The sequence below is a fragment of the Lysobacter sp. TAF61 genome (genome assembly GCF_052113485.1).
Lineage (GTDB): Bacteria > Pseudomonadota > Gammaproteobacteria > Xanthomonadales > Xanthomonadaceae > Lysobacter_J.
Genome location: NZ_JBFRDH010000007.1, coordinates 34,855 through 56,362, shown reverse-complemented (window position 1 = coordinate 56,362; position 21,508 = coordinate 34,855). Strand labels below are relative to the sequence as shown.

At 68.4% G+C, this 21,508-nt stretch carries 14 protein-coding genes and 1 pseudogene; 3 read left to right on the top strand and 12 right to left on the bottom strand.

Features of this window, described 5'->3' with window-relative positions; translation table 11 throughout:
• Positions 1-4: 4 nt before the first annotated feature.
• On the bottom strand, positions 5-964 hold the full coding sequence (locus AB4Y64_RS15530) for an acetyl-CoA carboxylase carboxyltransferase subunit alpha (RefSeq protein ID WP_441817368.1): 960 nt from the start codon (positions 962-964) through the stop codon (positions 5-7).
• A 199-nt stretch (positions 965-1,163) separates the two neighbouring features.
• Between AB4Y64_RS15530 and AB4Y64_RS15525 the strand changes: the two genes are divergently transcribed.
• Positions 1,164-3,623 (top strand): TIM-barrel domain-containing protein, encoded by a 2,460-nt coding sequence (locus AB4Y64_RS15525; RefSeq protein ID WP_441817367.1) that lies wholly within the window; start codon positions 1,164-1,166, stop codon positions 3,621-3,623.
• Positions 3,624-3,721: 98 nt separating this feature from the next.
• Here AB4Y64_RS15525 and dnaE read toward each other — a convergent pair whose 3' ends face one another.
• The 3 genes from dnaE to AB4Y64_RS15510 form a co-directional block, all read right to left on the bottom strand.
• On the bottom strand, positions 3,722-7,249 hold the full coding sequence (gene dnaE, locus AB4Y64_RS15520) for a DNA polymerase III subunit alpha (protein ID WP_441817366.1): 3,528 nt from the start codon (positions 7,247-7,249) through the stop codon (positions 3,722-3,724).
• Positions 7,250-7,427: 178 nt separating this feature from the next.
• The gene (locus AB4Y64_RS15515; RefSeq protein ID WP_441817365.1) at positions 7,428-8,060 is read right to left on the bottom strand and encodes a hypothetical protein; all 633 of its coding nucleotides are present in this window, start codon (positions 8,058-8,060) and stop codon (positions 7,428-7,430) included.
• A gap of 180 nt (positions 8,061-8,240) precedes the next feature.
• Positions 8,241-8,897: a hypothetical protein gene (locus tag AB4Y64_RS15510; protein WP_441817364.1), complete on the bottom strand. Its 657-nt coding sequence runs from the start codon at positions 8,895-8,897 to the stop codon at positions 8,241-8,243.
• Positions 8,898-9,038: 141 nt separating this feature from the next.
• Here AB4Y64_RS15510 and AB4Y64_RS15505 point away from each other — a divergent pair, with 141 nt between their 5' ends.
• Positions 9,039-11,441, top strand: a complete 2,403-nt coding sequence (locus AB4Y64_RS15505) for a tetratricopeptide repeat protein (protein ID WP_441817363.1) — start codon at positions 9,039-9,041, stop codon at positions 11,439-11,441.
• Between the two features lie 53 nt (positions 11,442-11,494).
• On the top strand, positions 11,495-11,929 hold the full coding sequence (locus tag AB4Y64_RS15500) for a hypothetical protein (RefSeq protein WP_441817362.1): 435 nt from the start codon (positions 11,495-11,497) through the stop codon (positions 11,927-11,929).
• Between the two features lie 120 nt (positions 11,930-12,049).
• On the opposite strand, the gene AB4Y64_RS15495 is transcribed toward AB4Y64_RS15500, so the two are convergent.
• The 8 genes and pseudogenes from AB4Y64_RS15495 to AB4Y64_RS15460 all read right to left on the bottom strand — a co-directional run.
• On the bottom strand, positions 12,050-12,694 hold the full coding sequence (locus AB4Y64_RS15495; RefSeq protein WP_441817361.1) for a ribonuclease HII: 645 nt from the start codon (positions 12,692-12,694) through the stop codon (positions 12,050-12,052).
• A complete protein-coding gene (gene lpxB / locus AB4Y64_RS15490) occupies positions 12,684-13,895 on the bottom strand; it encodes a lipid-A-disaccharide synthase (RefSeq protein ID WP_441817360.1) in 1,212 nt (403 codons plus the stop codon). Before lpxB ends, AB4Y64_RS15495 begins: the two co-directional genes overlap by 11 nt.
• Before the next feature lie 11 nt (positions 13,896-13,906).
• Positions 13,907-14,710 carry an acyl-ACP--UDP-N-acetylglucosamine O-acyltransferase gene (lpxA, locus tag AB4Y64_RS15485; protein ID WP_441817359.1) on the bottom strand — a complete coding sequence of 268 codons (804 nt, stop codon included), beginning with the start codon at positions 14,708-14,710 and terminating at the stop codon, positions 13,907-13,909.
• A gap of 3 nt (positions 14,711-14,713) precedes the next feature.
• The gene (gene fabZ / locus AB4Y64_RS15480; RefSeq protein WP_441817358.1) at positions 14,714-15,169 is read right to left on the bottom strand and encodes a 3-hydroxyacyl-ACP dehydratase FabZ; all 456 of its coding nucleotides are present in this window, start codon (positions 15,167-15,169) and stop codon (positions 14,714-14,716) included.
• A gap of 167 nt (positions 15,170-15,336) precedes the next feature.
• Positions 15,337-16,353, bottom strand: coding sequence for a UDP-3-O-(3-hydroxymyristoyl)glucosamine N-acyltransferase (gene lpxD / locus AB4Y64_RS15475; protein WP_441817357.1), 1,017 nt, complete (start codon positions 16,351-16,353; stop codon positions 15,337-15,339).
• A 23-nt stretch (positions 16,354-16,376) separates the two neighbouring features.
• Positions 16,377-18,851 carry an outer membrane protein assembly factor BamA gene (gene bamA, locus AB4Y64_RS15470; protein WP_441817356.1) on the bottom strand — a complete coding sequence of 825 codons (2,475 nt, stop codon included), beginning with the start codon at positions 18,849-18,851 and terminating at the stop codon, positions 16,377-16,379.
• Positions 18,852-18,925: 74 nt separating this feature from the next.
• A complete protein-coding gene (gene rseP / locus AB4Y64_RS15465; RefSeq protein ID WP_441817551.1) occupies positions 18,926-20,290 on the bottom strand; it encodes an RIP metalloprotease RseP in 1,365 nt (454 codons plus the stop codon).
• A gap of 30 nt (positions 20,291-20,320) precedes the next feature.
• Positions 20,321-21,506 (bottom strand): annotated as a pseudogene (locus tag AB4Y64_RS15460) (1-deoxy-D-xylulose-5-phosphate reductoisomerase); the annotation flags it as partial.
• Between the last annotated feature and the right edge of the window lie 2 nt (positions 21,507-21,508).

Sequence of the window (21,508 nt, the reverse complement as noted above, 5' to 3'; positions counted from 1 at the left end):
TCGATCAGGCCGCTTCGTATGCGCCGTAACTGCGCAGGCGACGGTAACGGCGGTCGAGCAGGTCCTGCGTCGACAGCGCCTCGAGCGTGTCGAGTTCGTTGAGCAGCACGGCCTTCAGGCGCGTGGCCATCTGCCGCGGGTTGCGGTGCGCACCACCGATCGGCTCGCGCACGACCTTGTCGATCAGGCCCAGGCCGAGCAGGCGCTTGGCGGTCAGGCCGAGCTGTTCGGCGGCGTCCTTGGCCTTGTCGGCCGACTTCCACAGGATCGAGGCGCAACCTTCCGGCGAGATCACCGAGTAGGTGCTGTACTCCAGCATCAGCGTGCGGTCGCCTACGCCAATCGCCAGCGCGCCGCCGGAGCCGCCTTCGCCGATCACGGTGCAGATCACCGGCACCTTCAGCTCGCTCATCTCCAGCAGGTTGCGGGCGATGGCTTCGGACTGGCCGCGCTCTTCGGCGCCCACGCCGGGGTAGGCACCGGGGGTGTCGATGAAGGTCAGCAGCGGCAGCCTGAAGCGCTCGGCCAGCTTCATCAGGCGCAGCGCCTTGCGGTAGCCCTCCGGACGCGGCATGCCGAAGTTGCGCTTGATCTTGCTCTTGGTGTCGCGGCCCTTCTGGTGGCCGATGATGACGACGCTGCGGCCATTGATGCGGCCCAGGCCGCCGACGATGGCGGCGTCGTCGGAGAAGGCGCGGTCGCCGGCAAGTTCCTGGAACTCGTCGCAGATGATGCGGATGTAGTCGTTGGTGTACGGGCGCGCCGGGTGGCGGGCCAGCTGCGAGACCTGCCAGGGGGTCAGGTCGCGGAAAATCTGGGCGGTGCGGATGCGCAGCTTGTCCTGCAGCGCATGTACTTCGGCATCCACGTCCACGGCCGGGGCATTGCTGGCGTGGCGCAACTCCTGGATCTTGGCTTCCAGGTCGGCGATGGGCTGCTCGAAATCGAGGTAGTTCGGGTTCATGCGGGGGCCGTTGGCCGGAAAGCCGACAGTCTAGCCGAGGCGGGGCGACCGTACCGAGACGTGTGGCGGTGCGGCAATCGGCCAGGTTCGGCCGGGTATTGAAGTCGTATTCATGGCCTCGCGGCCCCGGGCCGCGGCGGGGACATGCTTGAATCGCTCTGCCGCGCTGGAGCGGGACAGGCGAGTCGTGAGAACCATGATGAAGGGACGTGGGTGGGCCGCCCTGGCGGCGATGGCGTGCGCGATGACCGGCATCGCGCCGGTGGCCGCCCAGGGCTGGCGGCATGTCGGTGCGGTCGAGCGGGTCGAGCCGCGGGCCGACGGCGTGATCGTCGCCTCCGGTCCGGCGCAGCTGCGTGTCACCGCGGTGGGCGAGGGTGTCTTCCGGGTCACGCTGGCGCCGGACGGACGCTTCGATCCGCTGCCCTCATGGGCGGTCGTGGCCGCTGCGGCGCCTGCGTCAGTCGCGGTCGCCGATACGGCCGATGCGGTCACCGTCACCGCCGGCGATGCCGTCGCCATCGTCCGCAAGCGGCCGCTGCGGGTGGAGTTCGCCGATCGCGCCGGTCACGTCCTGCTTTCCGATTCGCAGCAGATGCCGATGGCGTGGTCCGACAGCCCGCACGGCCCACGCGTGCGCAGCTGGAAGACGATGCCGGCCGACGAGCACTACTACGGCCTGGGCGACAAGGCCGGCCCGCTCGACCGCCGCGGTCGCGCCTTCACCCTGTGGAACTCCGACGCCTACGGCTGGCAGGGCAGCAGCGACCCGCTCTACAAATCGATCCCGTTCTTCATCGGCCTGCGCGCCGGCACCGCGTACGGCGTGTTCTTCGACAACACCGCGCGCAGCAGTTTCGACTTCGGCAAGGAGTCGGAGGACTACTTCTCGTTCGGCGCCGAAGGCGGCGCGCTCGACTACTACTTCATCGCCGGCCCACAACCGGCGCGCGTGCTCCAGCGTTACACGGCGCTGACCGGACGCACGCCGCTGCCACCGATGTGGGCGCTGGGCTTCCAGCAGTCGCGCTACAGCTACAACCCGGAGAGCAAGGTCCGCGAGGTTGCCGCGCAGTTGCGCGAACACCGTATCCCCGCCGACGCGATCTACCTGGATATCGACTACCAGCAGGGCTATGCGCCGTTCACGGTCGATCGCAAGCAGTTCCCGCACTTCGAGCAGATGATCGCCGATCTGCGCGCGCAGGGGTTGCGCACGGTGCTGATCACCGACCTGCACATCAAGCACGCACCGGGCACGGGCTATGCACCGTTCGACTCGGGCCTGGCCGCCGATGCCTTCATCCGCAATCCGGACGGTTCCCTTTACATCGGCCCGGTGTGGCCGGGCGATGCGGTGTTCCCGGATTTCACCCTGTCGCGCGTGCGCGACTGGTGGGGCGGGTTGTACCGCGACTTCACCGCAATGGGTGCGGCCGGCTACTGGAACGACATGAACGAGCCATCGGTGTTCAACGTGCCAGGCAATACGATGTCGCCTGATGCAGTCCATCGCCTGGACGACGGCAGCCAGCGTGACCACCGCGCCATCCATAACGTCTACGGCATGCTCAATGCGCGCGCGACGTACGAAGGGCTGTTGAAGTTGCAGCCGGAGCAGCGCCCGTTCGTCCTGACGCGCGCGGCCTACGCCGGCACGCAGCGCTATGCGGCCACATGGACAGGCGACAACTCCGCCACTTGGCACCACCTGGCACAGAGCACGCCGAACCTGCTGAGCCTTGGGCTGTCGGGCATGGCGCTGGCCGGCGATGACGTCGGCGGTTTCATCGGTTCGCCGCCGCCGGACCTGTTGACGCGCTGGTACCAGCTTGGCGCGTTCAACCCGGTGTTTCGCAACCACGCCGCGACCGACACCCGCCCGCATGAGGCCTGGGTCGATGGACCGCAGCATGAGGCGCTGCGTCGCGAGGCCATCGAGCTGCGCTACCGGCTGATGCCGTACCTGTACACCGTGGCCGAGGAGAACTCGCGCAGCGGCCTGCCGATCATGCGGCCGGTGTTCCTGCAGTACCCGCAGGCCGAAGCGTTCTACGGCAACGACCGCGACTTCCTGTTCGGGCCGGACCTGTTCGTCGCGCCGGTCTGCGACGGGCGGCTCGATGCGCAGCAGATCGTGCTGCCGCCCGGAGAGTGGTTCGAGTTCGGGACATCACGACGCCAGGTTGCGCAGAAGGATCCGATCAGGCTCGATCCGCGTCCGTCCGGCGTGCCGCTTTACGCGCGCGCTGGCGCGATCGTGCCGATGCAGGCGGTGGTGCAGCACACCGGCGAGAAGCCGGCCGGGCCGTTGCAGTTGCAGGTGTATCTGCCCAAGGCCGGTGGCGAATGCAGCGGTTCGCTGTACCAGGACGATGGCGAGAGCCAGGCCTACAAGACGGGGAAGCTGCTGCGCGTCGCGTACGGGTGCGAGGTGTCGAAGCGTGGCGTGGTGCTGACGTCGCGCATCGAACAAGATGGCTTTGCGCCGTGGTGGGGCGATGTGGAGGTGACGGTGTATGGAGTGGCGCGCAAGCCGTCGGCGCTTCGACGCGACGGGCAATCGATTGCGGACTGGAGCTACGACCCGCAGATGCAGCTGGTTGTCATCCGGATGGAGCAGGCGCGTCGCGGCTGGAAGGTTGTGCTGAACCTGTGACCATCCACCGTTCGTCCTGAGCGTAGGCCCAAAGGGCCGAAGTCGAAGGGCGAACGGTGTTGGAGGGGGTGACGCTGGACTCGTGACCGATGGACTCGTCAGTTCGACCAGGGCTTGGCCAGCGTCACCTTCACCGCCCTTACCCCCGGCGTCGCCCGCAGCTTCGACGCCAGCTCCGCATCGATCCGCACCGACTGCGTGCCGTTGAGATCGAGCATGCCGGCGCTGCCCTTGCGCACCAGCAGGTCGAGGCGGATAGGCGTCTGCCCCGGGCGGTTGCCGGCCAGTACCGTATCGACGCGCTGCCACGTCCCGGGTTCGCGCAGGTCCAGCCGCAGCGACAAGCGCTGCGCGTTGCGCGTGCAGACCTGCTCGTAATCCCAGCAGCGTCCCGCACGCAAGGCGAAGCCGCCGCTGAAGGTGTCCTCGCGCAGGTTGCCCTGGATCACCAGCAGGCGGTCGCGCACCAGCAGTTGCGCGAACTCGCTGTAGGTCTCGTTGAAGAAGGCGCATTCGATGCGGCCGCGGCCGTCCTCGATCTGCACGAACATCTGGCTGTCGCCCTTCTTGCGCAGGCCCACGACCTGGCCGGCGACGACCGTCTCCACTTCCTGGCGCCAGCTGCCGCGTGCGGGCTCGGGCCGGTTCTCCCAGATCTTCTCCAGGCCAGCGAGGTCGTTGCCGATGAGCGCACGCACTTCATCGCGATATGGATCGAAGGGGTGTCCACTGAGGTAGTGGCCAAGCGTGTCGCGTTCGCCGTTGAGGATCTGCGTCAGCGGCCACTCGTCGGTCTCGGGCAGGTCGATGTGCAGCGCCGGAGCGGCGGTGTCGAAGCCGCCGAACAGCGACACCTGGCCGGCCTCGCGCTCGCGCGCCAGCTGGTCGGTGGCCTTGAGCACCTCGGGCAGCTGCAGCATCAGGCTTGCGCGGTTCTTGCCGAGATTGTCGAGCGCGCCGGCCTGGGTCAGCGCCTCGAGCGCGCGGCGGTTGAGCTTGCCGCTGTCGACGCGCTTGGCGAAGTCGAGCAGGTCCGCGAACGGTCCTGCGCGGCGCGCCTCCACGATGGCTTCGCAGGCGCCGCGGCCGACGCCCTTCACCGCGCCGATGCCATAACGGATCGTGGTCGCGTCCTTGGCCTCGAACATGTACGCCGACTCGTCGACATCCGGGCGCAGCACGGTCAGTCCCATCACCCGGCACTCGTCGAGGAAGGAGGTGACCTTGTCGGTGTTGTCCATGTCCGACGACAGCACCGCGGCCATGAACTCGGACGGGTAGTGCACCTTCAGCCAGGCGGTCTGGTAGGCCACCAGCGCATAGGCGGCCGAGTGCGACTTGTTGAAGCCGTACTCGGCGAACTTCTCCATCAGGTCGAAGATCGGGCTGGCCTGGCGCGCGGCGATGCCGCGCTCGGCGCAGCCGGCCTCGAACTTGGCGCGCTCCTTGGCCATCTCCTCGGGCTTCTTCTTGCCCATCGCGCGACGCAGCATGTCGGCGCCGCCGAGCGTGTAGCCCGCCAGCACCTGGGCGATCTGCATCACCTGTTCCTGGTACACGATGACGCCGTAGGTCGGCGACAGTACCGGTTCCAGCGATTCGTGCGGGTAGGAGACTTCGGTGTTGCCATGCTTGCGGTCGACCCACTCGCGGTCCATCCCCGAGCCCAGCGGGCCGGGACGGAACAGCGCGGCCAGCGCGATGATGTCCTCGAAGGTATCGGGGCGCGCGCGCTTGAGCAGTTCGCGCATGCCGCGTGATTCGAACTGGAACACCGCGACCGTGTCGCCGCGCGCGAACAGCTCGTAGCTGGCCTTGTCGTCGAGCGGCAGCGTGGTGATGTCGAGCATCGCCTCGCCGGCGGCGGCGCGGCGCTGGTTGATCGCCTTCACCGCCCAGTCGATGATCGTCAGCGTGCGCAGGCCGAGGAAGTCGAACTTGACCAGGCCGACCGCTTCGACGTCGTCCTTGTCGAACTGCGTGACCGGGCTCTTGCCGCGGCCTTCGCCGTCGTGTTCGGCGAACAGCGGGCAGAAGTCGCTCAGCGGGCTCGGCGCGATCACCACGCCACCGGCGTGCTTGCCGGCGTTGCGGGTGAGGTCCTCCAGGCTGCGCGCCAGGTCGAGCAGGTCGCGCACGTCCTCTTCGGCGTGGTAGCGCTGGACCAGCTCGGGCGATATCAGGTTGCTGTCGGACTTCGCCGCCTCCGATTCGCCCAGCGCATCGTCGAGGCAGATGCCCAGCGTGTTTGGAATGAGCTTGGCGATGCCGTCGACGAAGCCGTACGGGTGGCCAAGCACGCGCCCGGAGTCGCGCACGACGGCCTTGGCCGCCATGGTGCCGTAGGTGATGATCTGGCTGACGCGGTCGCGGCCGTACTTGCGCGCGACGTAGTCGATGACCTCGTCGCGGCGGTCCATGCAGAAGTCGATGTCGAAGTCGGGCATCGACACGCGTTCGGGGTTGAGGAACCGCTCGAACAGCAGGTCGTACGGCAGCGGGTCCAGGTCGGTGATGCCCAGCGCCCACGCCACCAGCGAGCCGGCACCGGAACCACGGCCCGGACCGACCGGGATGTCATGGTCCTTGGCCCAGTTGATGAAGTCGGCCACGATCAGGAAGTAGCCCGGGAACCCCATCTTGATGATGACGCCGAGCTCGATCTCCAGGCGCTCGTCGTACTCCTCGCGGGTCTTGCCGGGTGCTAGCGGCGCCTTCTCCAGGCGCTTGACGAGGCCTTCGCGCGCGCTGTTGCGCAGCCACGATTCGATGGTGTGCTCGCTCGGCACCGGGAACGCCGGCAGCGCGTATTCGCCGAGCTTCATCTCGACGTTGCAGCGGGTGGCCAGGGCGACGGCATTGTCGATCGCGTCGGGCACATCGGCGAACAGCTGCGCCATCTCCTGCGACGACTTCAGGTACTGCTGTTCGGTGTAGTCCTTCGGCCGCTTGGGGTCGTCGAGGACGCGGCCGGAGGCGATGCACACGCGCGCCTCGTGCGCTTCGAAACCATCGCGATCGAGGAAGCGCACATCGTTGCTGGCGATGACCGGAATGCCGCGCGCCGACGCCGCATGCAGGGCGAAAGAATTGAACGCGTCCTCGCCGTCGCGACCGGTGCGGGTCAGCTCCAGGTGCAGGCGCTCGCCGAACGAGCCGCGCCAGTCGGCGAGCCAGGCTTCGGCCAGTTCGTGGCGGCCGCCCACGGCCATGCGCCCGGCCAGGCTGTGGCGTCCGACCAGGGCGAACAGGCCCGCGTTGTCCTCGCGCAGCCACTCCGGGCGCAGGGCGACGCCGTCGGTGCGGTGGCCTTCCATCCAGGCGCGGCTGAGCAGGCGCGACAACGTCAGGTAGCCGTTGCGGTCCCGGCACAGCAGGGTCATGTGCGAGGCGGTTTCGTTGCCGTCGGCCAGGCCCACGTCGGCGCCGATGATCGGCTTGATGCCGGCGCCTTCGGCCGCCTTGTAGAACTTGACCGTGGCGAACAGGTTGTCCAGGTCGGTCAGCGCCACCGCCGGCTGCGACAGCGCCACGCAGCGTTTGACCATCTCGGCGATGCGGATCGTCGAGTCGGCGAGGGAGTACTCGCTGTGCAGGTGGAGATGAACGAAACGGGGTGCTGTCATGCTGTCCTGGACGTCGGGCGGCTCGGTCGAACCACGACCGGCGCGGCACAGGCCAGCCTATCAGTCCGGCCGGCGCGTACAAGCCTTGACAGCCTCCCGCCGCCTCATCCGTGCCCCGTGCGGCATGCGCACCTTGCAGCAGCCGTGCCGTGCAGGAGCCGTGCCGTGCAGCTGGCCCTCAACTGACCCGGAACAGTTGCGCTGGCAGATTCCACGGCACGTAGTGCTGCTCGCGCACCCACAGCATGTGCTGCCACAGCGCCAGCTCGTCCAGGCGGTCGCGGACCCAGGCCGCGCGCTTGTCCGGCGCCGGGCCGCCCGGGTGCTCGATGCGGCAGTAGTCGCAGTAGTCGCGGTAGTCCTCGACATCGTCGGCAAAGGCCGGCCAGGCCAGTTCGATCAGCAGCACGTCGTCGAGCTGGCCGAGCACCGGCGTGCGGTCGGCGATGAGGTCGTCCTCGCGGTCGATGTAGGCCAGCATCTTGCCGATCCGCGCGCGCGTGGCCTCGTCGCTGTCCCAGTCCTCGTCGGCCAGCATCGTGCGCAGTTCGTGCACGCGCTGCAGGCGCGAGTCGATGACGTCGTGGGCATGCTCGGCCGGCAACTTCAGCAGCCATGCCGACAGCTGCTGCAGCCGGTCGGCGTTGACGCGCGCGGCATCGGCATGGATCTCGTGCAGCAACTGGTCGAACTGGGCGACCGCCGCTTCCGCCAGGGGCAAGTCGTCGGTGCTGCGTCGCGCCGCCATGCCGCTGTACATGTGGTCGAACGGCAAGGGTTCGGGAGTGGGCGTGGGATGGTGCAGGCGCATGACACACCTCGCATCCGGCCGGGTGGGTCTGGGGCTCGCGCTGGGCCGGCGATGTGCGAGCCGGGACCGTCATGATGCGCCCGCTTCCAGGTGATGTCGCCGGTCGATGGTGACCCTGACCGATGACGCAGCGCGCTGAACGCGAGAGGCCGCCTTGCGGCGGCCTCTTCCGTTGCGCTCTCAATGCACCCGGAACATGGACACTGAACCGGGCAGGTAGCTGCTCTCGCGGATCTGGCGCTCGTGTTCGGCGTAGACAGCTTCTTCAAAGCGCGCCTGTTCCCAGTCCTGGCGGCTGAACTCGAAGCCGGCGACGTTGCAGCCGCGACGCTGGGCTTCCGTGCTGCGCAGGCGGACGTAGTCGAGGTAGTCCTCGACCTCGGCGACCAGGCGCGGCCATGCGGTATCGACGACGATGGCATCGTCGAGGCGGCCGACCTTGGGCAGCCAGTCCGGAATCAGGTCGTCACGGCTGCGGGCGTAGTCGACGATCATCTGGGCGGCATCGGCCGAATCGTTGGCTGGCTGCCACTGCGGGTCGCCGACCATCTGCTCGACCGTGGCGATCCGGCGCAGGCGCTGGCGGATGCTCGGCGGCGAGAAGTCGTGGGTGCTGCGGTCGCACAATTCGCGCGCTGCGCTGGCCAGCTGGTCGACGTCCAGCGGAGTCTGGGTCCGGCCCAGGCGGGTGAGCAGGCCATTGAAACGGTCGACATCGGCGCTGCGCAGGTCGAAGCCATTGATGTTGTGGCGGCGGCCGGAACCCTGGAAGGGGGCCTCCAGGATCGACGGCAGGGAGGCGGACAGCGAGGTCGGGGCGGAATAAATGGCGTTCATGACGGTCTCCGTGGGGGGATGTGGCACCGTTCTTGCGGCGCCGGATCAGGTTCCTCCACCGGTCCCAATGAGTCATGATGGCCGTGCGTGCCTTTCCTCATCGTCCGCTCTGGTTGATGAGGGCGCCATGAGGTTTTGCCGATGAATCCGAACGGGATGGCAGGCCAGGGCGGGCTAACCACCGAAAGTTACCGATTCGACGACATCGTGGTCGACGCGACCGCGCATACCTTGTCGCGCGCGGGAACTCCCCAGACGGTCGAGCCGAAGGCGTTCGCCGTGCTGCTGATGCTGCTCCGGCGCGCCGGCGAGCTGGTCGGTCGCGACGAGTTGCTGGACCAGGTCTGGGGTCACCGCCATGTCACCCCCGGCGTGCTGACCCGGGTGATCGCCCAGCTCCGCCATGCCCTTGGCGATGATTCGCAGCGGCCCCGGTTCATCCAGACCCAGCACGCGCTTGGCTACCGGTTCATCGGTCAGCTCAGGGCCGGCCCCGCTGCCGAGCCTGAATCCGCCGAGCCGCCGGTGCGGGACGAGCCGGAGACCGATCCGATGGAGGGCGTCGCCGCAGTCAGGCAGTCGGTCCCGCCGTCGCTGAATGTGGCGGCCAACGAGGCCGAGGCGCCACCGTCGCCGGACGACGGTGACCGGCGCCTCGACGAGGAGACGGTTGCCCGGTTCGATCCGGCCCGATTGGATCCGGCCCGATTGGATCCGGCCCGATTGGATCCGGCCCGAGCCGATGCCGCCCATGCCGATGCCGCCGCCGAGCCGGCGGTGGCCGTGCCGATGATCGGGCCGGCGGTGACCGCCCCAACCGTGGCGCCGGCGCCATTCCGCATTCGACGCCGCGCGCTGACGCGGCGCCGGTGGTGGCTGGCCGCCGCGGCGCTGCTGGTCATCGCCGCCGGCGGCTACTGGTTTGGCCAGCGCGACCGCGCCGTGGGGCCCGTGGCCGAGGCCTCGATCGCCGTGCTGCCGTTCGCCAGCCTCAGCACCGACAGCCGCGACAGCTACTTTGCCGAGGGCCTGGGCGTGGAAATGCACGACGCGCTGGCCGGTGTGCCGGGCCTGCGCGTGGTCGCCGCACCGGGCCGGGGCAAACAGCAGGTCGACATCAAGGCGCTCGGCGCCCAGCTCGGCGTGGCCACGCTGCTCGACGCCAGCGTCCGCCGCGAGGGCCACAGAGTGCGCATCAGCGCGCGCTTGTCCGATACGCGCACGGGTTTCACGTTGTGGGCACATAGCTACGATCGCGAGACCGGTGACGTGTTTGCCCTGCAGAGCGACATTGCCGACGAAGTGGTGCAGGCGCTGGTGGGCGTACTGCCCGGCGCCGGGCTGGACACGGCCCGGCAGGCGTTGGCACGGCGTTTGAAGCCGACCGGAAACATCGCCGCCTACGACGCCTATCTCAAGGGCCAGCAGCAGATCCGCGAGCGCGGCGGCAAGGCCAACCCGGACAGCGCGATCACCTATTTCCGCGGCGCCCTCGCCATCGACCCGGGTTTCGCCCGCGCCCAGGCCGGCATCTGTCGCGCCGAGATCGACCGCTTCGAGGGCGTGCGCGACTCGGCCGCGTTCGAACGCGCGCAATCGGCCTGCAAGCGTGCATCGGACATGGATCCGTCGCTGCGCGAGGTGAGCCTGGCGATGGGCGACCTGCACCGCGCGCGCGGCGAATCCGATGCCGCCGTCGAGCAGTACACCCATGCCCTGGAAGATCCGGTGCTGCGCGCGGAGGCCTACCTCGGTCTGGCCGGCGTGGCCAGCGCACAGGGGCGTGGCGATCTTGCCGCGGACTATTACGAGCGCGCACGCAAGCTGCGCCCGCGCGATCCCGGCGTGTTCCAGCAGCTGGGCTACCACCAGTACACCAGCGGCGACGTGCCGGCGGCGATCGAGTCGTACCGCACCGCAGTGACGCTGCAGCCCGACGACTCCGACCTGTGGAGCAGCCTGGGCGGCTTGTACCAGGCCAACGGCAATGCGGCCCAGGCCATCGCCTCGTACGAACGCTCGCTGGAGATCCGCCCCAACTATGCGGCGCTGAGCAACCTGGGTTCGGTGCGGTACGACACCGGCGCCTACGAAGAAGCCGCGGCGCTGTATCGCCACGCCGCCGAACTCGACGGCAGCGACTTCCGCCTGTGGGGCAACCTCGGCGATGCGTTGTCGGCGTCGGCCGATACCGCGGCGCAGGCGCGCGAATCGTACCTGCGTGCCGCGCAGATGGCCGAACGCTACCTCAAGCTGAAGCCCGACGACGCGCAGGGATTCGCCCAGCTGTCGTGGTACCTGGCCAATCTCGGCGAAGGCGACAAGGCGCGCTCGATGCTGGCCAGGGCCGAGTCGATCGCGACCGAACGCGGCGAGGTCGCCTTCTGGGGCGCACAGACCCTGGCCGTGCTCGATGACCTGCCCGCAGCGCGCAAGCAGCTCGATTCGGCGCGCAGGGAGGGCATCCCCCAAGTAAGGATCGCGGCCACGCCGGTGTTGCGGCGCGTGGCGGCCAAGGACATGACGGCATCGCGCGCCCCTTGAGGGCGGTGATATCCATGCCCGTTCCCCCGCGGGCACAACCGAGGAGCAACACAATGAAAGCAATAACGCTAGCGGTGGCGGCCATGGCCGCCGCCGGATGCCTTGCCTTGACGGGTTGCAGCAAAAAGGCGATGGCCGGCCCGGTGGAATGCGGCAAGCAGACGTCGGCGACGCAGCCGGTCATGATCACCGTCAATCCCGGGCCGAGGGTGAGCCAGGACGAGTGCGTGGTACTGCCGCTCACCAAGCTCATCTGGATGAACGCCAAGGACAACAGCACGCAGTTCGAGCTGAAGTTCCGCACCGCCAATCCGGGTGGGCAGAACCAGCCCCTGAAGGTGCCATCGCAACTGCAGGGCGGCAGCTACACCGTCAACATCGACGCCACGCAACTGGCTCCCGGCGAACGCGAGCGCCGCTACGACTACGACGTCGTGGTCGACGGTGCGCGCATGGATCCGGCGATCATCATCCGCAAGGCGAATTAGCGGGACGCCATCGGCGCGCGCGCAACGCGATCGTTGCGGCGAGGCCGGCAAGTGAGTCGAGGGCCCGCTGGATGCGGGCCTGTTTTTTTGCGAGGTGCGCGCGAGCTTGAGCGCGTGCAGTCAGGTCGGCGAAGCGCAGGCGGCCAGCGCCTCGCGGACCGGCGCGAAACTGCGGCGGTGTTGCGGGCAGGGCCCATGCCGCGTCAGCGCGGCCAGGTGTTCGGGCGTGCCATAGCCTTTGTGCTGATCGAAGCCGTAGTGCGGCCATTGCGCATGCAGCTGCTGCATGTGGCGATCGCGTGCGACCTTGGCCAGGATCGACGCGGCCATGATCGTCCTGTCGCGCGCATCGCCGCCGATCCAGGCCTCGGCGACGCACGGCAGCGAGCGTGGCAGCGCATTGCCATCGATGCGCGCGATGTCGGCAACGTGGCCGACCGCGAACAGTGCACGGCTCATGCCCGACATCGTCGCCTGGTAGATGTTGATGCGGTCGATCTCCTCGACCGTGACGAACTCGATGTGCCAGGCCAGTGCCCGCTCGACGATGCGGTCGAAGAGCACTGCCCGCCGCGTCGCCGTCAGCTGCTTGGAATCGTCCAGGCCGTTGACCGGCGCGCGCCCCGGCGCGAACACCACTGCCGCCACCACCACCGGGCCGGCCAGCGGCCCGCGTCCGGCTTCGTCGACGCCGGCGATGCGCGGCGGCGACGGATGGGTCCGCGCGCTCAGGTCGAGCGTTATCTGCGAGCCGTCATCGGCCATGGCCGGCCTCGATCAGTTCCGACACCGCCTGCGCGGCGCTGGCCGATGCATCGCGGCGCAGTTGCAGGTGCAGCTCGCGGAAGCGCGGCTGCAGCGCGGCGTTCGCCGCCGGATCGTGCAGCCACCTTGATACCGCGGCGGCGAGATTCTCCGGCGTGCAGTCGGCCTGCATCAGCTCCGGCACCACGCGTTCGCCGGCCAGCACGTTGGGCAGCGCGTAGTTGTCGACCTTGAGCATGCCCAGGCCCTTGACCAGCGCGTAGGTGCTGGCGGCGACCTTGTAGGCCACCACCATTGGCCGCTTGGCCAGCATCGCCTCGAGCGTCGCGGTGCCCGAGGCGAGCAGCACGACGTCGCTGGCGATCATCAACGTGCGCGCCTGGCCGCGAATGATGCGCAGGGCCAGGCTCAGGGCGATGCTGTCGGCATGGCCGGCCAGCACGCGCTGGAACGCCGCGCTGGCCTGCTCGTTGGCCATCGGCACCACGACCTGCAACTGCGGGTCCTGCTTCAGCAGCAACGCCGCCGCGGCGAGGAAGTCGGCACCAAGGCGTTCGATCTCGCCAACGCGCGAACCCGGCAGCAAGGCCAGCAGCGGCCGCGACGGGTCGAGTCCCAGCTGGCGCCGGGCGCCGTCGCGGTCCGGATCGAGCGGCATCTCGTCAGCCAGCGGGTGACCGACGAAGCGTGCATCGACGCCATGGCGCGCGTAGATGGCCGGTTCCATCGGGAACAGGCACAGCACGCGGTCGGCACTGCGTCCGATTTTTTCGGCGCGCTTTTCGCGCCATGCCCACACCGACGGGCTGACGTAGTGCACGGTGCGCATTCCGCGCTGGCGCAGCCACTTCTCCACGCCGAGATTGAAATCGGGCGCATCGATGCCGATGAACACGTCCGGTTGCCATTCGAGCAGCCGCTTGCGGAATTGACGACGAAGCCGCAGCAGGCGGGGCAGGTGGCGAAGCACCTCGGCCAGGCCCATCACCGCCAGTTCCGAGGCGTCGTGCCAGGCGTCCAGGCCGGCGTCACGCATCTGCTCGCCGCCGATGCCGGCGAATTCGGCATTGGGGTAGCGTTTGCGCAGCGCCTCAATCAGGCCGGCGCCAAGCAGGTCTCCGGACGCTTCGCCGGCGCACAGGGCGATGCGCGGGGCGATGCGCGGCAAGGCGGGGAGGGAGGACGTGGCGGGATGCGTCAAAGCCGGCTCGCTCAGCGCAGCAGCGGCCGCTCGCCGGCATCGACGAACTCCAGCACGGCGCGCACGTCGTCGCTGTCGCCGGCCAGTTCGACCAGCTTGCTGCGCGCCTCCTCGAGGGTGCCGCCGGACATGTACAAGGCGCGGTATGCGCGCTTGATCGCGCTGATGCGGCCGGCATCGAAGCCACGGCGCTTGAGGCCTTCGCTGTTGATGCCGCGCGGGCGGCCGTAGCCGTCCTGCGCCACCATCACGAACGGCGGGACGTCGCCATTGACCAGCGCGCCCATGCCGATGAACGCATGCGCGCCAATGCGGCAGAACTGATGGACGCCGGAGAAGCCGCTGAAGATGACGTGGTCGCCGACCTCGACGTGGCCGGCAAGGGTGGCATTGTTGGAGAACACGCAGTGATTGCCGACATTGCAGTCGTGCGCGACATGCGTGTAGGCGAGCAACCAGTTGTCGTTGCCGACACGGGTGACGCCGCCGCCGGTGCCGGTGCCGCGATTGACCGTGACGAATTCGCGGAACAGGTTGCGGTCGCCGATCACCAGTTCGACGCGCTCGCCCTGGTACTTCTTGTCCTGCGGCTCACCGCCGATCGCGCAATGGGCGATGAAGCGGTTGTCGCGACCGATGCGGGTCGGTCCCTGCACGCTGCAATGCGGGCCGAAGACCGTGTTCTCGCCCACCTCGACCTCGGCGCCGATGTAGCACAGCGCACCCACCTGCACGCCTGCCGCCAGGCGCGCACCGGGTTCGACCACGGCGCTGGCGTGGACCTTGGCGGAGGGGTGGATGTGCGCTTCGCCCATGGCTCAGGCCTTCGCTTCGGCGCAGACGATCTCCGCGCAGGCAACCTGCTCGCCGGCGACGCTGGCGATGCCGGTATAGATCGCGACATTGCGGATGACGCGCTTGAGCGTCACGTCCAGGTCGAGGCGGTCACCGGGCACCACCATCTTCGAGAACTTGGCGTTGTCGATCTTGACCAGGTAGAAGAGCCGGCCGTCGGCGGTGGTCTGGCTCGACAGCTGGGTCAGCACGCCGCCGGCCTGCGCCAGCGCCTCCACCACCAGCACGCCCGGCATCACCGGGTGGCCGGGGAAGTGGCCCTGGAAGAAGGGCTCGTTGTTGGTGACGTTCTTGTAGGCGAGCACGCGCTTGTGCGCTTCGAACTCGACCACGCGATCGACCAGCAGGAACGGGTAGCGATGCGGCAGCAGCGTCTTGATGGTGTTGACGTCGAGCGGGAGTTGCACGGTGTGGCTCATCAGGGTTCCTTTCGGCCGGTCCGACGCAGTGGACTGCGTGCGCACGGCAGGGGTAACAGCATTGCAGCAATCGGGAGCGATTCTAGGTGCGCGGATGGACGCACCGGTGAAGGGCGTCCGGAAAGTCATCCGGGGGCTGCAGCCAGGCAACCACCCATTGCGCCGGTTCAGTCCTCGCGCCGGCCCGGCAGTCGCCGCGCGATGGCGTCGAGCTGCTTGAAGCGCGCGGCATTCTTGCGCCAGCTGCGATTGTCCATCAAGGGCGTGCCGGAGGAATACTCCCCGGGCTCGCGGATCGAGCTGGTGACCAGGCTCATGGCGGTAATGACGACCTTGTCGCAGACCTCCAGGTGGCCCAGCACCCCGGCGCCACCGCCGATCAGGCAATAGCGGCCGATGCGGGCGCTGCCGGCGGCCGCCGAACACCCGGCCATGGCCGAGTGGGCGCCGATGAAAACGTTGTGGCCGATCTGGATCTGGTTGTCGAGGCGGACGTCCTCCTCGAGCACGGTGTCCTCGATCGCGCCGCGGTCGATGCAGGTATTGGCGCCGATCTCGCAGTCGTCGCCGATGACCACGCCGCCCAGCTGCGGCACGTTCAGCCAGCGCCCGGCCTCCATCGCCAGGCCAAAGCCGGCGGCGCCGATCACGGCGCCCGGATGGATGACGACGCGACAACCGAGCCGGACCCGGGTGACCAGGGTGACGCGCGCGATCAGTTCGCTGCCGGCGCCAACGACGCAATCGTCGCCGATGACACAACCGGCACCGACGATCGCGCCTGCCTCGATGCGGCTGCGCGCGCCGATGCTGACGAACGGGCCAATATGGGCCTGCGGGTCGATGCTGGCGCTGGCATCGATGGCGGTCGACGGGTGCACGCCCGGCTCGCGCAGCGGCCTGGGCTCGAACAGCGCCGACATCTTCGCGAACGCGGCGTAGGGGTCACGGGCGAGCAGCGCGGTGCCGGCGTATCCGCTGGCGTCGTCCTCGCGCATCACCACCACGCCCGCCTGGCTTTCGGCCAGCTGGTTGCGGTACCGGGGGTTGGCCAGGAACGCCAGCTGCCGCGATCCCGCCTTGGCCAGCGTGCCGACGCCTTCGACGCTGACCGCGCCGTCGCCCTGCAGTTGCAGGGCGAAGCGCTGCGCCAGTTCGGCTGCGCTGAAGGGCGGGCTGTGCATGCTCGGAACCCGTCGCCGGTTGCTTAGAACGTGCCGCCGAAGGTGAACTGCAGGCGCTCGATCTCGTCTTGCTCTTCCTTCTTGATCGGGTACGCGTAGCTGATCGAGATCGGGCCCATCGGCGAACGCCACATCAGCGCCACGCCGCTGGAGACGCGCAGTTCCTGTGCGTCGAATGCGTCGTAGTCCTTGAAGACGTTGCCGAAGTCGACGAACGCCGAGACGCGCGCTGCCGGCGTGTCGAGCAGGGTCGGGAAGTACATTTCCAACGAGCCGACGGTCTTGAACGCGCCACCGATCGGCTGGGTGAAGGTGGGGTTGAACTGCGGCGCATCACGCGGGCCGAGCGTGTTGTCGGTGAAGCCACGGACCGAGCGCACGCCACCAGCATAGAAGTTCTCGAAGAACGGCAGGCCGTCGGCGGTGATCTCGCGGATGTAGTCGCCGTCGCCCGGCACACAGGTGGTGTTGCCCGGCGTGCGGCACAGGCTGCGGGTGGTGGCATCACCGTAGCTGTCGCCGTAGCCAAGCTCGGCGCGCGTATTGAGCACCAGGTGGCGGTTGAGCGGCCAGAACTTGGAGATGTTGTAGTTGATCTTGTAGTACTCGACCGTCGACCCGGGCAGGGTCGTTTCCAGCCAGACGCGCTGCTGCATGCCGCGGGTCGGGGTCAGGAAGCTGTCGAGCGAGTTGCGGCCCCAGCCGATTTCCGCGCGCCAGGCGTGGAAGGTGTTCTGGTTGAGCGCGTTGACGTAGTCGACGATGCTCTGCGGCGTCGAACCCGGGAACACCAGGATTTCGTTGGTGTCGATGCCCAGCATCGCCGTGACCGTGTCGGTCTCGGTGATCGGCAGCCCGAACACGGCCTGGGCGGCGCCGGAGTTGGTCGAGTACTGCGCGGTGTTGAAGTCGGAGTAGTCGAGTTCACGCCACCACAGGTTGTAGCCCAGCGACAGGCCACTGTCGGTGAAGTACGGGTTGCGGAACGAGAAGTCGTAGCGCTGCATGTAGTCGTTGCGCTGCGCCTGCACCGACACCTGGTTGCCGCTGCCCAGGAAGTTGCTCTGCGACAGCTGCACCTGCGCGGTCAGGCCCGACAGCTGCGAGAAGCCCAGGCCGAACACGAAGCTGCCCGACGTGGTTTCCTTGAGGTTGTAGACCACGTCGACTTCGTCGTTGCTGCCCGGGACCGGCACGGTCTCGACGTCGACGGTCTCGAAATAGCCCAGCTGCTGAAGGCGGATCTTGGAGCGGTCGATTGCCGCCTGCGAGTACCAGGAGCCTTCGAACTGGCGCATCTCGCGACGGATCACTTCGTCGCTGGTGCGGCTGTTGCCCTTGAAGGCGATGCGGCGCACGTTCACGCGCGGGCCCGGCACGACCTGCATGTTGATGCCGACGGTCTTGTTTTCGCGATTGACGTCCGGGATCGGGTTGACCTGGGCGAACGCGTAGCCGACGTTGCTGAGCGTGGCGATGATCGAGTCGGAACTGATCTCGAGCAGGCGACGCGAGAAGATCTGCTCGGGCTTGACCAGCACCAGGCGCTCGATCTGCTCCTTGGGCAGGATGGTGTCGCCGGTGACCTGCACGCTGGCCACCTTGTACTGCTCACCCTCGGTGACGCCGGCGGTGAGGAACATGTCCTGGCGGTCCGGGCTGATCGAGACCTGCGTGGAGTCGACGGCGAAGTCGACGTAGCCGCGGTCGAGGTACCAGGCGTTGAGCTTTTCCAGGTCGCCCGACAGCTTCTCGCGCGAGTACTGATCGTCGCGCTTGTACCAGCTGAGCCAGTTGTGCTCGCGCGATTCCCACTGCTCCAGGATCGGCTTGTCTTCGAACTTCTCGTTGCCGATCAGGTTGACGTGGCGGATCTTGGCCGCCTTGCCTTCCTTGACGTTGATGGTGACATCGACGCGGTTGCGGTCCAGGCGCGAGACGCTCGGATTGATCTCGACGTTGTACTTGCCGCGGTTGTTGTACTGGCGGGTCAGCTCCTGGGTGACGCGGTCCAGGGCGAGGCGGTCGAAGGTGTCGCCTTCCGACAGCCCCGCTTCCTTCAGGCCCTTGAGCAGGTCCTCGGACTTGATGTCCTTGTTGCCGCTGAGCGTGAGCTTGTTGATCGCCGGGCGTTCGGTGACGGTGACGACCAGGATCGTGCCCTGGCGGCCGACGTTGACGTCCTCGAAGAAGCCGGTCTTGTAGAGCGCGCGGATGGCGTCGCCTGCGCGCGAGGAGTCGATCGTGTCGCCGCGCTCGACCGGCAGGTAGGTGAACACCGTACCTGCGGAAATGCGCTGCAGGCCGTCGATGCGGATGTCGCTGACGGTGAAGGTGCCGATCGACGGGGCCGCGGCCTGGCCAGCCTGAGCGGCCTGGTCTGGTGCACCCGACAGAGCGAACGGATCCACCGACTGCGCCAGAGCGGGCAGGGCTGTGGAATTCAGCGCCGCGACGAGGGCGAGGGCAAGCAGGCGGCGGTTAGGGGTTCGCGTCATTAGTACGTCCGGAAGAGGGTCTTGGAGGCCCGGAGCCGGGCGTCGGGTCGAGTAAGCAGGGAGCGTCGCCGGCATCAGTGCACCAGGTTGTTCACGATGTCGTTGAAGAACGCCAGGCCCATCAGACCGGCGATCAGTGCCAGGCCGACGTACTGCCCGGCCGCCATAGCGCGTTCGCTGACTGGGCTGCCCTTGACCAGCTCGATAAGGTAATACAGCAGGTGACCGCCGTCCAAGATCGGGATCGGCAGCAGGTTCAGGATGCCCAGGCTGAGCGAGAGCATCGCCAGCATCGACAGGTACCAGGCGGCGCCATGGTGGGCGTAGTAATTGGCGGCCCGGGCGATGGTGATCGGCCCGGCGACGGTGTTCTGCACCGAGACGCGGCCGCTGAAGGCGCGGCCGATCATGGCGAACAGCTCATTGGCCTGGTGCGCGCTCTCGCGGATCGCGGCCGGGACGGCGTCGATCGGGCCGTAGCGCAGAATGGCGTCCTTGGCCGCTTCCTGCGGGCGGGCCGACTGCAGGCCCAGGCCCCAGTAGGCCTGGCCGGTCTGCGGGTGCTTCATGCGCGCCGGCTTGATCTCCAGCGCCAGGCGCTCGCCCTTGCGCTCGACCTCGACCATGGCGATGCCGCCGCGGTCGCCGAGCTTCTGCACGAGCGGGCCGATGTCGTCCCAGGAATTGACCGGGTCGCCATCGATGGCCGTGATGCGGTCGCCTTCGTTCAACACGCCCCAGGCCGGCTGGTCGGTCACCACGCGCCCGATCAGCGCCGGCACCAGTTCGTGGCGCGGCGTCAGGCCGATCGCCTCGACGGCGCGACGCTCGTCGAACTGCGCGGGCAGGCGCGACAGCGGCAGCTGGCGGGTGACCTCGTCGCCGCTGGCGGTGCGCACGCGCAGGCGCACATCGCTGTGATCGAGTGCGGCCGGAATCAGCGCCAGCTGCGCTTCGCTCCAGGTCGGGGTGTCGCGGTCGCCGACGGCCAGCAGGGTGTCGCCGGTGTGCAGCCCGGCGCTGGCTGCGATGCCCTGCGCCTGTCCCACCACCGGTGCGTAATCCGGCCGGCCGATCACGAACATCGCCCAGAACAGCCCGACGCAGAGCAGCAGGTTGGCGAGCGGGCCGGCTATCACAATGGCGATGCGCTTGAACACCGACTGGCGATTGAAGGCCTGGTCGAGCTCGCTGTCGGCAACGTCGCCTTCGCGCTCGTCGAGCATCTTGACGTAGCCGCCGAGCGGAATCGCCGCGACCACATACTCGGTGCCGTCCTTGCCGCGGCGCGACCACAGCGCCCTGCCGAAGCCGATCGAGAAGCGCAGGACCTTGACGCCGCAGCGGCGCGCAACCCAGTAGTGCCCGAACTCGTGGAACGTGACGAGCACGCCGAGGCTGACGAGCAACCACCAGATCGAGCCGATGAACTCACTCATGATGTCGGGGGCTCTGCGTGGAGACGTGGAGATGTGGATCGGCAGATGCGCCAACTGCCTGCCCGGCATGACGCCGTGCCTGGGCATCGGCCTCGCGCAGGGCCGCCAGCGATGTCGCCGGGGTGGAAGGAAGCGCGGCCAGGGTGTCCTCGACCAGCGCCGGTATCGCTAGGAAACCGATCCGGCGCTGAAGAAATGCTGAAACGGCGATTTCGTTGGCGGCATTGAGCACCGCCGGGGCGGTGCCGCCGGCCGCCAGGGCCTCGAACGCCAGGCGCAGGCACGGGAACGCCTGCAGGTCCGGCGGCTCGAAATCGAGGCGGCCGTGGGCCAGCAGGTCGAGTCCGCCGACGCCCGACTCCATCCGCTCCGGCCAGCCGAAGCCGACCGCCAGCGCGGTGCGCATGTCCGGCAGGCCAAGCTGGGCGAGGGTGGAGCCGTCGACGAACTCGACCAGCGAATGCACCAGGCTCTGCGGGTGCACCAGCACCTGGATGCGGTCGCCATCGACGCCGAACAGGTGGTGCGCCTCGATGACCTCCAGGCCCTTGTTCATCAGCGTGGCCGAGTCGACCGAGATCTTCGGCCCCATCGACCACTTGGGATGGGCGACGGCCTGTTCCGGCGTCACCTGGGTCAGTTCGGCGCGCGTGCGGCCGCGGAACGGCCCGCCCGAAGCGGTCAGCAGGATGCGCCTGAGGCCCTGGTGCGCATGCGCATCGGGCAGGCACTGGAAGATCGCGTTGTGTTCGCTGTCGACCGGCACGATGGTCGCGCCACCGGCCTGCGCGGCCTGCATCAGCAGTTCGCCCGCCAGTACCAGCGATTCCTTGTTGGCCAGCAGGATGCGCTTGCCGGCCCTGGCCGCGGCCAGTGTCGAAGGCAGTCCGGCGGCGCCGACGATCGCCGCGACGACGGTGTCGCAGGCGTCGCCCGACACCAGCGCGTCGAGTGCGGCATCGCCGCAATGCGGTTGCGTGCGCAGGCCCGCCTCGCGCAGCCCATCGGCCAGCGCCTGCAGGCCGTTGGCATCGGCGATCACGGCGTGGTCGGGCCGGTGGCGGCGGCACAGTTCGACCAGCGCAGCGACATTGCTGCCGGCGGCCAGGACACTGGCGCGCAGCCGCTGCGGATGGCGTGCGATCACGTCCAGCGCCGAGGCGCCGATCGAACCGGTGGCACCAAGGACGGCAACGCTGCGGGTACTGACGGACATGC